The 13,755-nt window shown below is 64.8% G+C and carries 9 protein-coding genes and 7 tRNA genes; 14 read left to right on the forward strand and 2 right to left on the reverse strand.

Annotated features, from left to right (window positions below):
- The first annotated feature begins 39 nt into the window (after positions 1-39).
- A complete protein-coding gene (locus AC3ARF_RS04765) occupies positions 40-1,389 on the forward strand; it encodes a Na+/H+ antiporter NhaC family protein (protein ID WP_498930775.1) in 1,350 nt (449 codons plus the stop codon).
- Between the two features lie 133 nt (positions 1,390-1,522).
- On the opposite strand, the gene AC3ARF_RS04770 is transcribed toward AC3ARF_RS04765, so the two are convergent.
- Positions 1,523-2,278 (reverse strand): Bax inhibitor-1/YccA family protein, encoded by a 756-nt coding sequence (locus tag AC3ARF_RS04770; RefSeq protein ID WP_498930777.1) that lies wholly within the window; start codon positions 2,276-2,278, stop codon positions 1,523-1,525.
- A 152-nt stretch (positions 2,279-2,430) separates the two neighbouring features.
- Between AC3ARF_RS04770 and AC3ARF_RS04775 the strand changes: the two genes are divergently transcribed.
- From AC3ARF_RS04775 to AC3ARF_RS04835, 13 genes are all read left to right on the forward strand, one after another.
- Positions 2,431-2,507: transfer RNA gene (locus AC3ARF_RS04775), tRNA-Pro, on the forward strand.
- A 35-nt stretch (positions 2,508-2,542) separates the two neighbouring features.
- Positions 2,543-2,619, forward strand: a tRNA-Arg gene (locus AC3ARF_RS04780).
- A 24-nt stretch (positions 2,620-2,643) separates the two neighbouring features.
- A tRNA-His gene (locus tag AC3ARF_RS04785) sits at positions 2,644-2,720 on the forward strand.
- A 52-nt stretch (positions 2,721-2,772) separates the two neighbouring features.
- Positions 2,773-2,848: transfer RNA gene (locus tag AC3ARF_RS04790), tRNA-Lys, on the forward strand.
- A gap of 95 nt (positions 2,849-2,943) precedes the next feature.
- Positions 2,944-3,028 (forward strand) — tRNA-Leu (locus AC3ARF_RS04795).
- 324 nt (positions 3,029-3,352) lie between these two features.
- Positions 3,353-4,645, forward strand: a complete 1,293-nt coding sequence (gene tig / locus AC3ARF_RS04800) for a trigger factor (RefSeq protein WP_498930779.1) — start codon at positions 3,353-3,355, stop codon at positions 4,643-4,645.
- Between the two features lie 224 nt (positions 4,646-4,869).
- Entirely contained in the window at positions 4,870-5,496 is a 627-nt protein-coding gene (gene clpP, locus AC3ARF_RS04805) for an ATP-dependent Clp endopeptidase proteolytic subunit ClpP (RefSeq protein ID WP_036135331.1), read from the forward strand.
- Positions 5,497-5,692: 196 nt separating this feature from the next.
- Entirely contained in the window at positions 5,693-6,982 is a 1,290-nt protein-coding gene (gene clpX / locus AC3ARF_RS04810; RefSeq protein WP_498930781.1) for an ATP-dependent Clp protease ATP-binding subunit ClpX, read from the forward strand.
- A 389-nt stretch (positions 6,983-7,371) separates the two neighbouring features.
- Positions 7,372-9,807 carry an endopeptidase La gene (lon, locus tag AC3ARF_RS04815; protein ID WP_498930784.1) on the forward strand — a complete coding sequence of 812 codons (2,436 nt, stop codon included), beginning with the start codon at positions 7,372-7,374 and terminating at the stop codon, positions 9,805-9,807.
- 207 nt (positions 9,808-10,014) lie between these two features.
- A complete protein-coding gene (locus AC3ARF_RS04820; RefSeq protein WP_036135335.1) occupies positions 10,015-10,287 on the forward strand; it encodes a non-specific DNA-binding protein Hbs in 273 nt (90 codons plus the stop codon).
- A gap of 38 nt (positions 10,288-10,325) precedes the next feature.
- A tRNA-Val gene (locus tag AC3ARF_RS04825) sits at positions 10,326-10,400 on the forward strand.
- 94 nt (positions 10,401-10,494) lie between these two features.
- Positions 10,495-10,571: transfer RNA gene (locus tag AC3ARF_RS04830), tRNA-Asp, on the forward strand.
- Between the two features lie 161 nt (positions 10,572-10,732).
- Complete coding sequence (locus AC3ARF_RS04835) at positions 10,733-12,709, forward strand: SurA N-terminal domain-containing protein (protein ID WP_498930786.1); 1,977 nt, start codon at positions 10,733-10,735, stop codon at positions 12,707-12,709.
- Between the two features lie 184 nt (positions 12,710-12,893).
- Here AC3ARF_RS04835 and AC3ARF_RS04840 read toward each other — a convergent pair whose 3' ends face one another.
- Positions 12,894-13,691 (reverse strand): enoyl-ACP reductase FabI, encoded by a 798-nt coding sequence (locus AC3ARF_RS04840; protein ID WP_498930788.1) that lies wholly within the window; start codon positions 13,689-13,691, stop codon positions 12,894-12,896.
- Positions 13,692-13,755: the final 64 nt, after the last annotated feature.

The following is a 13,755-nucleotide window of genomic DNA, read 5'->3' on the forward strand; positions in this document are numbered from 1 at the left end:
CAGAATGCCAATCTTTATTCCGTCCATTCGGATGAAGCGATGAATGACGTCGTCCGCCCCAGCGCGCTCGCGCTGACTCCGCTGCTGCTGTTCCTGGCGTTGTTCTTCGGTGCAGGCCTGTACTTCACCGCTCAGGGCGAAGCCATGGGCTTTTATCAGTTGCGTGCGCCCGTGGCGATCCTGCCCGCGCTCGCGTTGGGGGCGTGGCTGGCATGGCGCCGCGGTGTCCGTCCGGTCGAGACTCTGTTGGCCGGCATGGGCCACTCCAACGTCATGCTGATGTGCCTGGTGTTCCTGCTGGCGGGCGGGTTCGCCACGGTGTCGAAGTCCATTGGCGCCGTCGATGCCGTCGTGGCCATCGGCTTGGGCAGCCTGCCGCCGTCATTGATCCTGCCGGGCATGTTCGTGGTGGCGAGCTTCGTGGCGCTGGCGATCGGCACCTCCATGGGCACCATCGCCGCCGTGGTGCCGATTGCGCTGGGCGTCTCGGACGCAGCGGGGTTGGACGCCGGACTGGTGCTGGGTGCCGTGGTGGGCGGTGCGATGTTCGGCGACAACCTGTCGGTGATCTCCGATACCACCATTGCCGCAACCCGGAGCCAGGGGTGCCGCATGCGCGACAAGTTCCGCGAGAACTTCAAGATCGCCCTGCCCGCGGCGATCGCGACCGTGGTCCTGATGGCGCTGCTGGGTGACACCGCACCGGTCGCTCCGCCGGACAGCGAGGCCAGCGGCTGGCTGGTATTGCCTTACGTCATCGTGCTGGGACTGGCGCTGGCGGGCCTGGACGTCGTGCTGGTCCTGGGCCTCGGCATCGTGCTATCGGGACTGTTCGGCGTATTCGTGGGCGACGGTTACGATGTCGTCGCCTTTGCTGGTGACATCTACGCCGGATTCGAAAGCATGGTGGAGATCACCTTGTTGTCGATTCTGATTGGCGGCCTTGCCGAGCTGATCAGGGTGACCGGGGGGTTGGCGTGGCTGGCCCAGGTCATTGCCCGTTTTGCCCGGGGTCGCACGGGCCGCCGCTCGGGCGAGGCGAGCATTGCGGCGCTCGCCGTGGGCGCCGATGCACTTACCGCGAACAACACCGTGGCCATCCTCGTGACCGGCAGCCTGGCCAAGGACATCGCCGAGCGCCATGACATCAGCCCCCGTCGCAGCGCCAGCCTGCTCGACATCTTTTCCTGCGTCACCCAAGGGTTGCTGCCCTACGGCGCCCAGATCCTGCTCGCCGCGTCGCTGGCCGGCCTGTCGCCACTGGCGATCGCGGGCAGGGTCTATTACTGCTGGCTGCTGGCGGCGGCGGCCGTGATTTTCATGCTGCTGCCGTCCCGGCGTGGGGCCGGCGCCAGGGCGGGGGAGCGAGGTTCCGCGAAGCAGTCGTGAGCCTGGCGCGTTGGAATGGATGTGGCGGCGCGCGACAGGACAGGGCGGCCCGCCGCGGCAAACGAAACGGGGCGCCACCAGGCGCCCCGTCGTGTTTGGAGCCGTCGGTGGCTCCCGGTACTTCGCTTCGGTTTCAGTCGCGCGATTGCAGCTTCGACAACAGCCGCAGGATTTCCAGGTACAGCCACACCAGCGTCACCAGCAGGCCGAACGCGGCGTACCACTCCATGTACTTCGGTGCGCGCTGTTCCACGCCGCTCTCGATGAAGTCGAAGTCCAGAACGAGGTTCAACGCAGCGATCACCACCACGAAGCCGGAGAAGGCGATACCCATCAGCCCGCTGTCGTGGATGAACGGCATCGACTTGCCGAAGAAGCCCATTCCGATATTGACCAGGTAGAGCAGGGCGATGCCGCCGGTTGCGGCCACCACGCCCAGCTTGAAGTTCTCGGTGGCCTTGATCAGGCCGCTGCGGTACGCCATCAGCAACGCCGCCAGCGTGCCGAAGGTCAGTCCCACCGCCTGCATCACGATACCCGGGAACTTCATTTCAAACATCGCCGAGATCGCGCCGATGAAGAGGCCTTCCAGTGCGGCGTACAGCGGGGCGGTGACGGGCGCCCAGGTCTTCTTGAAGATCGTTACCAGCGACACGACGAAACCGCCCAGCCCACCCACCAGCACGTAGGGCATCAGGTTGGCGGTGCCGTTGCTGCCGAAGAACAGTGACCAGGTGTACAGCGCGCCGGCCAGCGTCAACACCAGCAGGAACGCGGTCTTGTTGACCGTGCCATTCAGGCTCATGGCATCCTGCGCGCCGCTGACGACGCTGCCGGTGCCGAGGTCGAGGAAAGTGCTGTCCTTCAAGGCGGGGTTGCCACTGCGCATGTCTGCTCCTTGTTTGCCGTGCCGGCGGTTCAGTCGCGAGCATACAGGCGAGGCTGCCAACCGTGGGCCCGACGCGATGCATTGACAGCGCGCTTTGCGCGACAGAGAATAGTCGGCCTTTCGTAGCGCTGGCGCGCTTCGGGAGACTGGCCCGGGGCATAGCGCAGTCTGGTAGCGCATCTGGTTTGGGACCAGAGGGTCGGGGGTTCGAATCCCTCTGCCCCGACCATTTGAGTTGCACGCCTCGGCTAAGATGTTCGCCACGCGCCCGTAGCTCAACTGGATAGAGCACCGGCCTTCTAAGCCGGTGGTTGCAGGTTCGATTCCTGCCGGGCGCGCCAGAGTCGGCGGAATTGTTTCATGTGGTGGCTGTAGCTCAGCTGGTTAGAGTACTGGATTGTGATTCCAGATGTCGGGGGTTCGAGTCCCCTCAGCCACCCCACCTATTTGCGAAGTGAAATTTTTCTGGTAAAGTTTCGCTTCTAAGTTGTTCCGGGCCGTTAGCTCAGTTGGTAGAGCAGTTGACTCTTAATCAATAGGTCCAAGGTTCGAATCCTTGACGGCCCACCAATCCCGGAAAGGCACCTGGCAACAGGTGCCTTTTTCCTTTTCGGAAGCCCGCCTAGAATGGCGCCCCGGACGGTCGGCATGATCCGGTCGACTTTGCGAAAGTGGCGGAATTGGTAGACGCCCTGGATTTAGGTTCCAGTGCCGCAAGGCGTGCGGGTTCGAGTCCCGCCTTTCGCACCACGCCTCCCCCAGTAGTAAATAGCCCGCACCGCCCAAGCGAGCCGTCGCGAGGGAAAGGCGTTCCGTCGCCACGCTTTTGCCCGCACCCTGCCGCCAAGCGAGCCGTCGCGAGTGCTTTGCGACCCATGACCGGCCCGCCGGCAAGGACCGATCCCGCTCGGCCGCGCCCCGACCGGCCAGAAATCTCCCCAACTGGCACCCAGCCCCGGAATCGGCGAAACTAGCAAGTTCGCAGGGGCCCCGTGGCGCGTTGGCGTGCCCGATCCCTGACGCCAGATCAACAACATCGTGCCGCGGCAGGCTGCCGTGGTTGCAGGAGTGGATATGCAAGTTTCGGTCGAATCGCTGGGCAACCTTGAACGCCGCCTCACCTTCACCCTCCCGGCCGACCGTTATGAGTCCGTCGTTGGCGGGCGCCTGAAGGAAATCCAGCGCGGCACCAACCTGAAGGGCTTCCGCAAGGGCAAGGTGCCGGCCAGCGTCATCGAGCAGCGTTTCGGCCAGCAGGTCCGCGCCGAGGTGATGGACGGTCTGCTTCGCGAGACCTTCGGCAACGCCGTGCGGGAGAATGCGCTGCAGATTGCCGGCAATCCGCAGATTGCGCCGGGCGAGGGCGAGCTGAACTTCGTCGCCACCTTCGAGGTCGTGCCGGATTTCGGTGACGTCGACGTCGCCAAGCTCAACATCGTGCGCCACACCGCCGAGGTCACCGACGCCGACATCGACACGATGCTCGACAACCTGCGCCTGCAGCGCCGCACCTGGAACAAGGTCGAGCGTGAAGCGAAGGAAGGCGATCTGGTTGGCCTGGAGACCTTCTCCGTGGTCGATGGCGAGCGTCTGCCAGCCGAGGGCGCCGAGCGTGGCGCCACCGCCATCGGTTCGGGCGTGATGTTCCCGGCGATCGAGGCCGCCCTGACGGGCATGAAGGCGGGCGAGGAGAAGACCGTCGACGTCGACTTCCCGGCCGATTGGCGGGTGCCGCAGTTCGCCGGCAAAAAGGTCGCCGTTACCCTGCAGGTGAAGGAAGTGTCCGAGCCGGTGCTGCCGGAAGTCGATGCCGCCTTCATCAAGAGCTTCGGCGTCAAGAGTGGTGATATCGAGCAGTTCCGCAAGGACATCCGCAGCAACCTGGAGCGCGAGCTCAAGGGCGCACTGATGACCCGCCTGCGCCGTGAGGTCGGCGAGCAGCTGATCGCCGCCTATGCACACGTCGAGATGCCGCCGAAGCTGGTCGAGGGCGAAGCCCGCGGCATGGCCGCCCAGGTGGTCGAGCAGGCCCAGCGCGCAGGCCGCAACGTCGGCGAAGTGCCGGCCGACATGTACCAGAACTACCTCGACGCCGCCCGCAAGCGCGTGCTGGTGGGGCTGCTGGTGGGGGAAGTGGCCCGCCGCAACGAGCTGCGCCTGGACCCGAAGCGCGTCACCGAGACCCTGCAGCTGATCGCCTCGACCTACGAGGAGCCCCAGCAGGTCATCGAGCTGTACCGCAACGACCAGCAGCTGATGGCTGGCCTGCAGAATCGCGTGATGGAAGAGCAGGTGATCGACTGGATCGCCGAACGCGCCCAGCACACCGAGCAGCCGCTGTCGTTCAGCGAGGCGATCCGCCAGTAAGTCCGCACGGGCAGGGTGCCGACCGCTCCCTGTCCGTCGTCGCTCCACCACCCGGCGCCTGCCGGGTGACCGGGCAGGTGGGGTGCCCGCAAGGCGCCCCAAGTCCTTGCCCACCGGCTGCCTGACCCTGGGCTGCCTCACATGCAAGGCACCACTTGCGCTTTCTTCCGATCGGCCCCAACTTGATCGGAACCGCCCCACAAGCCAGTCACAGGTGCCATTCAATGGATTACCGAACCCAAGCCCTGAACCTCGTCCCGATGGTGGTCGAACAGACCAGCCGCGGCGAGCGCGCGTATGACATCTATTCGCGCCTGCTGAAGGAGCGGGTGATCTTCCTCGTCGGCCCGATCGACGACTACATGGCCAACGTGATCGTGGCCCAGCTGCTGTTCCTCGAAGCCGAGAACCCCGAGAAGGACATCAGCCTGTACATCAACTCGCCGGGCGGCATCGTCACGGCGGGCATGGCCATCTACGACACCATGCAGTACATCAAGCCGGACGTGAGCACCATCTGCGTCGGCCAGGCGGCCTCGATGGGCGCGCTGCTGCTGGCGTCGGGCGCACCCGGCAAGCGCTACGCGCTGCCGAACTCGCGCGTGATGATCCACCAGCCGCTGGGTGGCTTCCAGGGCCAGGCCACGGACATCGACATCCACGCCCGTGAGATCCTGTCGCTGAAGCAGCGCCTCAACGAGACCCTGTCCAAGCACACCGGCCAGCCGCTGGAGACCATCGCGCGCGACACCGAGCGCGACAACTTCAAGAGCGCCGAGGCGGCCCGCGACTACGGTCTGGTGGACCAGGTCCTGGAGCGTCGTCCGGACGAGTCGATCCAGGCAGGCTGATCCGCCGGCCAGTTTGGGGGATGGATGGCACCGGGCGCGCGCTCGACCGCCCCATCCCGCGGGACTTTCCACCGTTTTCCCGGCCCGGGAGCCGGCCCCTTGGCGGGCTGGGACGCTGTGCTATTCTCGGGCCGAAGCACCCTCCCAGACCCTCGAAAGGGCAGGGAAGGGGACTTGAGCAACAACAGGCAGAAGCATGAGCGACGAGCGACAAAGCCGCGGTACCGGCGACAGCAACAAGATCCTTTACTGCTCGTTCTGCGGTAAGAGCCAGCACGAGGTCCGCAAGCTGATCGCGGGCCCGAGCGTGTTCATCTGTGATGAATGCGTCGAGCTCTGCAACGACATCATCCGCGAGGAACTCGAGGAGAAGGCGCAGTCGGCGCGCAGCCACCTGCCCAAGCCCAAGGAGATCCTCGAGGTTCTCGACCAGTACGTGATCGGCCAGTCGCGCGCCAAGAAGACCTTGGCGGTGGCGGTCTACAACCACTACAAGCGCATTGAGAGCCGGCAGAAGAACGACGACGTCGAGCTCGCCAAGTCCAACATCCTGCTGGTCGGCCCGACCGGCTCGGGCAAGACACTGCTTGCCGAAACGCTTGCGCGCATGCTCAACGTGCCGTTCACCATGGCCGATGCCACCACGTTGACCGAGGCCGGTTACGTGGGCGAGGACGTGGAAAACATCATCCAGAAGCTGCTGCAGAAGTGCGACTATGACGTCGACAAGGCGCAGCAGGGCATCGTCTACATCGACGAGATCGACAAGATCTCGCGCAAGAGCGACAACCCCTCCATCACGCGCGACGTGTCGGGCGAGGGCGTGCAACAGGCACTGCTGAAGCTCATCGAAGGCACGGTTGCCAGCGTGCCGCCGCAGGGTGGTCGCAAGCACCCGCAGCAGGAGTTCCTGCAGGTCGATACGCGCAACATCCTGTTCATCGTCGGTGGCGCATTCGCCGGTCTGGAGAAGGTGATCCAGCAGCGCAGCACGGAAGCTGGTGGCATCGGCTTCGGCGCCAAGGTCAAGAGCAGCGAGCGCAAGGTCGAGACCGGCAAGATCCTGGCCGAGGTCGAGCCCGAGGACCTGATCAAGTTCGGCCTGATCCCCGAGTTTGTTGGCCGACTGCCGGTGGTCGCCACGCTGGAGGAGCTGGACGAGACCGCCTTGGTCAGGATCCTGACCGAGCCGAAGAACGCCATCACCAAGCAGTTCAAGAAGCTGTTCGAGATGGAAGGCGTGGAGCTGGAGTTCCGCCCCGACGCGCTGACCGCGATCGCCCGCAAGGCGCTCAAGCGCAAGACCGGCGCGCGTGGCCTGCGCACGATCGTCGAAGGCGTACTGCTGGACACCATGTACGACCTACCCTCGCTGGAGAACGTCAGCAAGGTGGTGGTCGATGAATCGGTGATCGATCACAAGACGGACCCTTATCTGATCTACCAGACGCCGGCCGCCCCGCCCAAGGCCGCCTCCGCCGAATAAACCGTGTCCGCGTGCCGGAGTGGCACGCTGCCTGGTTCCCGCCCTCGAACGGCCGCGCACAGTGCGCGGCCGTTTCCTTTTCCGGCACCTGCCCGGCGTCAGCCCAGGCAAAGTCGTGCCGCACCCCACAACGGCATCCTTGCCACACGCTGCATTGGAGCGTACCGGCGGCTTCGTTCCTGCCCGAAGTAGGAACCTCGACTGAACGCCAGATGCAATCGGTCGAATCAATTAAGTGGCTGATTCAGCGTGGTTTTTTTCGAGAATGACACAAAGTGAACAAGCGCGCTTGCATCATGCAGGTCGCAGCCCCATAAACGATCCAAAGGCCGCTCACTGGTCTGCCGTTCACCGCCGGGTCCACGCCCGGCGTCTTACATGGAGTCGCCATGACCACTTCCCCCGCCCACGAACCACTCGACCTGCCGGTGCTGCCGCTGCGCGACGTCGTCGTGTTCCCGCACATGGTCATTCCCCTGTTCGTGGGTCGCGACAAGTCGATCAAGGCCCTCGACATGGCCATGGAAGCTGACAAGCGCATCCTGCTGGTCGCGCAGAAAGCCGCCGAGACCGACGATCCCGGTGCGGACGACCTACATCTCGTCGGCACGCTCGCGCACGTGCTCCAACTGCTGAAGCTTCCCGATGGCACCATCAAGGTGCTTGTCGAGGGCGTATCGCGCGTGGCGGTCGATGCCGTCACGGAGACCAACGGTACCCTGACCGGTCGCGCGCACGAAGTGGCCCCCGAGATAGACCGTCCCGAGCGCGAGCTTGACGCTATCGCCCGTGCGCTGATGGGCCAGTTCGAAATGTACGTCAAGACCAACCGCAAGCTGCCGCCCGAGCTCATGCAGACCCTGCAGGGCATCGAGGAACCCGGCCGTCTGGCCGACACCATCGCCGCGCACCTGGGCGTACGCCTGGTCGACAAGCAGAAGCTGCTGGAAACGCATTCCGTCGGCTCGCGGCTGGAGCAACTGGTCGGTCTGGTCGATGGCGAGATTGACGTGCAGCAGCTGGAGAAGCGCATCCGCGGCCGTGTGAAGTCGCAGATGGAGAAGAGCCAGCGCGAGTACTACCTCAACGAGCAGATGAAGGCGATCCAGAAGGAGCTCGGCGAGAGCGACGAGGCGCCCAACGACATCGATGAGCTGACCCGCAAGATCGCCGAGGCCGGCATGCCCAAGCCGGTGGAAGCGAAGGCGAAGGCAGAACTCAACAAGCTCAAGCAGATGTCGCCGATGTCGGCCGAAGCCGCGGTCGTGCGCAACTACCTCGATTGGCTCCTGGGCGTGCCGTGGAAGAAGCGCACCAAGATCCGCAAGGACCTCAAGGCCGCGCAGGACGTGCTCGACGCCGACCATTTCGGTCTGGAGAAGGTCAAGGAACGCATCCTAGAGTACCTCGCCGTGCAGTCGCGCGTCAGCAAGATGAGGGGCGCGATCCTGTGCCTGGTCGGCCCGCCGGGCGTGGGCAAGACCTCGCTGGGCCAGAGCATCGCCAAGGCGACCAACCGCAAGTTCGTGCGCATGTCGCTGGGCGGCGTGCGCGACGAGGCCGAGATCCGTGGCCATCGCCGCACCTATGTCGGTTCGATGCCGGGTCGCATCGTGCAGAACCTCAACAAGGTGGGCAGCAGGAACCCGCTGTTCGTGCTCGACGAGATCGACAAGATGTCGATGGATTTCCGGGGAGACCCGTCCTCGGCGCTGCTGGAGGTGTTGGATCCCGAGCAGAACAACGCGTTCAACGACCATTACCTGGAGGTAGACCTGGACCTGAGCGAGGTGATGTTCGTCGCCACCTCCAATTCGCTCAACATCCCCGGCCCGCTCCTGGACCGCATGGAAGTCATCCGGATCCCGGGCTATACGGAGGACGAGAAGCTCAACATCGCCATGCGCTACCTGGTGCCCAAGCAGATCAAGGCCAACGGCCTGAAGGCGACCGAGCTCAAAGTCGACGAGAGTGCGGTGCGCGACATCGTGCGCTACTACACGCGCGAGTCGGGCGTGCGCAACCTGGAGCGCGAAATCGCCAAGATCTGCCGCAAGGTGGTCAAGGAAATCGCGCTGGCTGGTCCGAAGGCGAAGAAGGCCAAGGAAGCTGCGGTCAAGGTCACATCGAAGAACCTCGAGAAGTACCTCGGGGTGCAGCGCTTCGATTTCGGTCGTGCCGAAGAGCAGAACGAGATTGGCCTGGTGACGGGCCTGGCCTGGACCGAAGTCGGCGGCGATCTGTTGCAGATCGAATCGACGCTGGTGCCGGGCAAGGGACAGTTGCTGCTCACCGGCCAACTCGGCGACGTGATGAAGGAATCGGCTTCCGCTGCGTTGTCAGTGGTGCGTGCGCGCACCGAGCGGCTGGGCATCGACCTCGACTTCCTGCAGAAGCACGACGTGCACGTGCACGTGCCCGAAGGCGCTACGCCGAAGGATGGCCCGAGCGCGGGTATCGCGATGGCCACGGCGCTGGTGTCGATGCTGACCAAGAACCCGGTCAAGGCCGACGTGGCGATGACGGGCGAAATCACGCTGCGCGGTCGCGTGCTGCCCATCGGTGGTCTCAAGGAGAAGCTGCTTGCCGCGCTTCGCGGTGGCATCCGTACGGTCCTGATCCCCGACGAGAACAAGAAGGACCTGACCGACCTTCCCAAGGCCGTGACCCAGGGCCTGAAAATTATCCCCGTCCGGTGGATCGACGAAGTGCTCGATATCGCGCTGGAACGCCCCGTGGGGCCCGCGAAGCCACCGGCTGGTGATAAGCCGGCGGGGGTCAAGCGCACGCGCAAGTCGGGGACGCCGGCGAGCGTCAAGCATTGACGCCGCCGCTCGTCGCGGGCGAGAAAAAACCTCTGGAAGGCCCGCCGTTATTGGCTTTGCGGCTTGCGGGGGCAATATGCCGCTGGTATAACGGGCGCAACCGCGCATCCCTGTAGCGTGGCAAGGTCGATCGGGCCTGCACTGCCGAGGCAGGCAGCCCCGGTTCTCAAGAGAATGCGGTCATATCCGCACACGGAGTCCAAAAGAATGAACAAGGCCGAATTTGTTGCTGCTGTCGCTGACGCTGCCGAGCTGTCCAAGACCGACGCTGCCAGCGCTGTCGACGCAGTGATCAGCGTGATCACCAAGACCCTGAAGAAGGGTGAGACTGTCACGCTGGTTGGCTTCGGCACCTTCGAAGTCCGCAAGCGCGCTGCCCGCCAGGGCCGCAACCCGAAGACGGGCGAAACCATCAAGATCAAGGCTTCGAAGAATCCGTCGTTCAAGGCTGGTAAGGCACTGAAGGACGCTGTAAACTAAGCGGCTCGCTGACCGGGCCACGGTGCGGTCAGCCAGTTGGGTGCTTAGCTCAGCGGTAGAGCGTCTCCTTTACACGGAGAGGGTCGGGGGTTCGAAACCCTCAGCACCCACCAGCATCCGAAGCGGTTTCTGCGAAAAAATTTCTGAATCGGGCTCTTCCCAAAACAGAAAAAGTACTGCAGAATATCGGTCTCAGGTTTGAAGCGCGGAGTGGTAGTTCAGTCGGTTAGAATGCTGGCCTGTCACGCCGGAGGTCGCGGGTTCGAGTCCCGTCCACTCCGCCAGTTCTGCCAAAGGCGCCCGCAAGGGCGCCTTTGTTTTTTGCGTGTTTGGCCCGGCGCCTCGACATGTTGGAGCAGGGCGCCGCAACACCTTTTGCACCGCGCCAGATTCCGTGGTTCAGGCGGGTTACACTCTCCCGCTTCCGTATCCATCGTTCCCGGACATGCTGCAAACACTCCGCGACAAGACTTCCGGCTGGTTCGCCACGGTCATCCTCGGCCTGCTGATCGTTCCCTTTGCCCTGTTCGGCTTGCAGGACTACATGGTGCAGCGCACCGATGACGCCGTGGCCAAGGTCGACGTTCCTCCGACCTGGTGGGCCAGTGCACCCTCCTGGTGGCCAGCCTCGATCCTGTGGCACCACGACACGATCACTTCCGAGGAATTCCGCACGCGCTTCGAGCAGGAGCGCCAGCGCCGCCGCCAGCAGGACGGCGAGGCGTTCGACGCCAAGGCCTTCGAAAGCGTGGCCAACAAGCGCGAGATACTCGAGTCGATGATCGACGAGAAGCTGCGCAGCATGGCGTCCGAGCGCGCGGGCCTGGAAGTCAGCGATGCGCAGGTGCGCAAGGCGATCCAGGAGGTTCCCGCGTTTCAGGTGGATGGAAAGTTCAATGCCGAACGCTACCAGCTGGCGTTGGCATCTGGCGTGCCGCCGCAGACGCCGGCGCAGTTCCAGGACACCGTGCGCGAAAGCCTGCGCCAGTCGCTGGTGGCTGCGGGAATCGCGCAGAGCAATTTCGTAACGGATGCCGAACTCGACCGCCTGATGCGGGCACTTGGCGAAACGCGCGATGCGAGTGTGCTGATGATGCCGCCGCCGGCGCCTGATGCTGCTCCGGTGACCGATGCCGAGATCAAGGCGTGGTACGACGGCCACATCGCGAACTTCCGCGCCAAGGAAACGGTGAGCGTGGAATACGTGACCCTGGACGGTGCCTCGCTGCCAGCCCCGGCGCCGGCCGACGAGGCCACGCTTCGCCAGCGTTACGAGCAGGAGAAGGGCAAGTTCGCGGCCGCCGAGGAGCGCCTTGCGTCGCACATCCTGGTGCAGGTGCCGGAAGGCGCCGACGCCGCCACGCAGAAGGCCGCCCAAGCCAAGGCCGCCAAGCTGGCTGCCGATGCAAAGGCCGCCGGTGCGGACTTCGCTGCCATCGCGCGCGCCAACAGCGACGACACCGGCTCCAAGGCCACCGGCGGTGAGCTGGGGTGGGTTTCGAAGGGCATGATGGATCCGGGCTTCGAAGCGGCACTGTTCGCGATGAAGGCTGGCGAGATCAGCGGACCGGTGAAGTCCGCATTCGGCTGGCACGTGATCCAGTTGCGCGAGGTGAAGGGCAGTGCCCAGCAGCCTTTCGAGGCAGTTCGCGATGCGCTGGCCGCCGAGCAGGCGCAGGCAGATCGCGAGCGCGCGTTCAACGAGCTGTCCACGCGCCTGGTCGACCTGGTTTACAAGAATCCGTCGGCATTGGCGCCGGCCGCACGCGAAGTGGGGCTGCCGTTGCAGACGCTCGGACCGGTCTCGCGTGACTCCCGCGAAGGCATCTTCGCCAATGCGGCCGTGAAACGCGCGGCGTTCTCCGAAGTGCTGGTGCAGGACGGCACGGTGAGCGATCCGATCGAGATCGGTCCCAACCAGAGCGTGCTCATCCGCGTGACCAACCACACCCCGGAACGTGCCCTGCCGCTGACGCAGGTGCGTGAGCAAGTGGTGGCTGCGGTTCGCGCGGACCGCGCCCAGAAGGCGGCGCTGAAGGAAGCCGAGGCCCTGGTGGCCCGCATCGCCGGCGGCGAGCCCCTGGAGGCCGTGGCGGCTTCGAGGCAGCTGGCGGTGCAGGCGCTGCCTGGCCTGCGCCGGGGCATGCCGATCCCGGACGCGAAGGTGGCCGCGGCCATCTTCTCGGCCAAGGCGCCGGCCGCCGGTGCGGCGACGCCTGGCAAGGTCGCGCTGGATGACGGGCGCATTGCGCTGTTCGCGCTGCAGGCGGTGAAGCCCGGCAACCCGGCCGAGGCATCGCCGCAGGAGCGTGCCATGCTGCGCCAGCAGCTGTCGCAGGCGCATGGCATGAGCGACGTCGATGTGCTCTCGCGCCACCTGCGCAAGCAGATGAAGGTCACCGTCGTCGAGGCCAACCTCTGAGTTGGCGGGGTCCCTCGCTCACGCGTGAGGCATGAAGGATGGCCCGGCAGAAATGCCGGGCCATTTCATTTGCTGCATCACGACGGCGACTGCGCAAACACACACAGGACCGGAAAAACAAAGGCCCGCCTTTGAGGCGGGCCTTTGCATCTGGCGACGGCTGCGAGGCCCGTCGCGGCGCTGCTCAATCTTCGTCGCCGATGCCGGTCATGCCGAGGATGTTGTAGCCCGAATCCACGTAGGTGACTTCGCCGGTGATGCCACCGGCCAGGTCGGAGCACAGGAAGGCCGCGGTGTTGCCGACGTCTTCGATGGTGACGGTGCGGCGCAGGGGTGCGTACTTCTCGAAGTGACCCAGCATCTTGCGGAAGTTGGCGATGCCGGCGGCGGCCAGGGTCTTGATCGGACCTGCCGAGATCGCGTTGACGCGGGTGCCTTCCGGACCGAGGTTCAGGGCCAAGTAGCGCACGGTGGCCTCGAGGCTGGCCTTGGCCACGCCCATCACGTTGTAGTTCTGCAGCGCACGCTCGGCACCCAGGTAGCTCAGGGTAAGGATCGAACCGCGGCGGTCCTTCATCATCGGACGCGCGGCCTTGGCCAGCGCGGCCAGCGAGTAGGCCGAGATGTCGTGCGCGATGGCGAAGTTCTCGCGGGTCAGGCCGTCGAGGAATTCGCCGTCGATGGCTTCGCGCGGGGCGTAGGCGATGGCGTGCACGAGGATGTCGAAGCCTTCGGGCCAGTGCTTGCCCAGTTCGCTGAAGCACTGTTCGATCTGCTCATCGGACGCGACGTCGAGCGGGATGACGATGTCCGAGCCGTTTTCCTTGGCGCAGTCCTCGACGCGCGACTTGAGCTTCTCGGTCTGGTAGGTGAACGCCAGTTCGGCGCCCTCGCGGCGCATCGCCTCGGCAATGCCGGTGGCGATGGAACGTTGGCTGGCGACGCCGGTGATGAGTGCACGCTTGCCTTGCAGGAAACCCATGGACTTACCTCTTAGTGGGGCGATGACCGTCAGCACGGTCGAGCAAAGGCTCTAGTTTGCCCTG

It is taken from the genome of Lysobacter sp. KACC 24251, from assembly GCF_057747755.1.

Bases quoted from the DNA above. Each gene is read 5' to 3' on its own strand.
- AC3ARF_RS04765 (WP_498930775.1), top strand. From the start codon at position 40: ATGAATGACGTCGTCCGCCCCAGCGCGCTCGCGCTGACTCCGCTGCTG.
- tig (WP_498930779.1), top strand. From the start codon at position 3,353: ATGCAAGTTTCGGTCGAATCGCTGGGCAACCTTGAACGCCGCCTCACC.
- AC3ARF_RS04770 (WP_498930777.1), bottom strand. From the start codon at position 2,278: ATGCGCAGTGGCAACCCCGCCTTGAAGGACAGCACTTTCCTCGACCTC.
- lon (WP_498930784.1), top strand. From the start codon at position 7,372: ATGACCACTTCCCCCGCCCACGAACCACTCGACCTGCCGGTGCTGCCG.
- clpP (WP_036135331.1), top strand. From the start codon at position 4,870: ATGGATTACCGAACCCAAGCCCTGAACCTCGTCCCGATGGTGGTCGAA.
- clpX (WP_498930781.1), top strand. From the start codon at position 5,693: ATGAGCGACGAGCGACAAAGCCGCGGTACCGGCGACAGCAACAAGATC.
- AC3ARF_RS04820 (WP_036135335.1), top strand. From the start codon at position 10,015: ATGAACAAGGCCGAATTTGTTGCTGCTGTCGCTGACGCTGCCGAGCTG.
- AC3ARF_RS04835 (WP_498930786.1), top strand. From the start codon at position 10,733: ATGCTGCAAACACTCCGCGACAAGACTTCCGGCTGGTTCGCCACGGTC.
- AC3ARF_RS04840 (WP_498930788.1), bottom strand. From the start codon at position 13,691: ATGGGTTTCCTGCAAGGCAAGCGTGCACTCATCACCGGCGTCGCCAGC.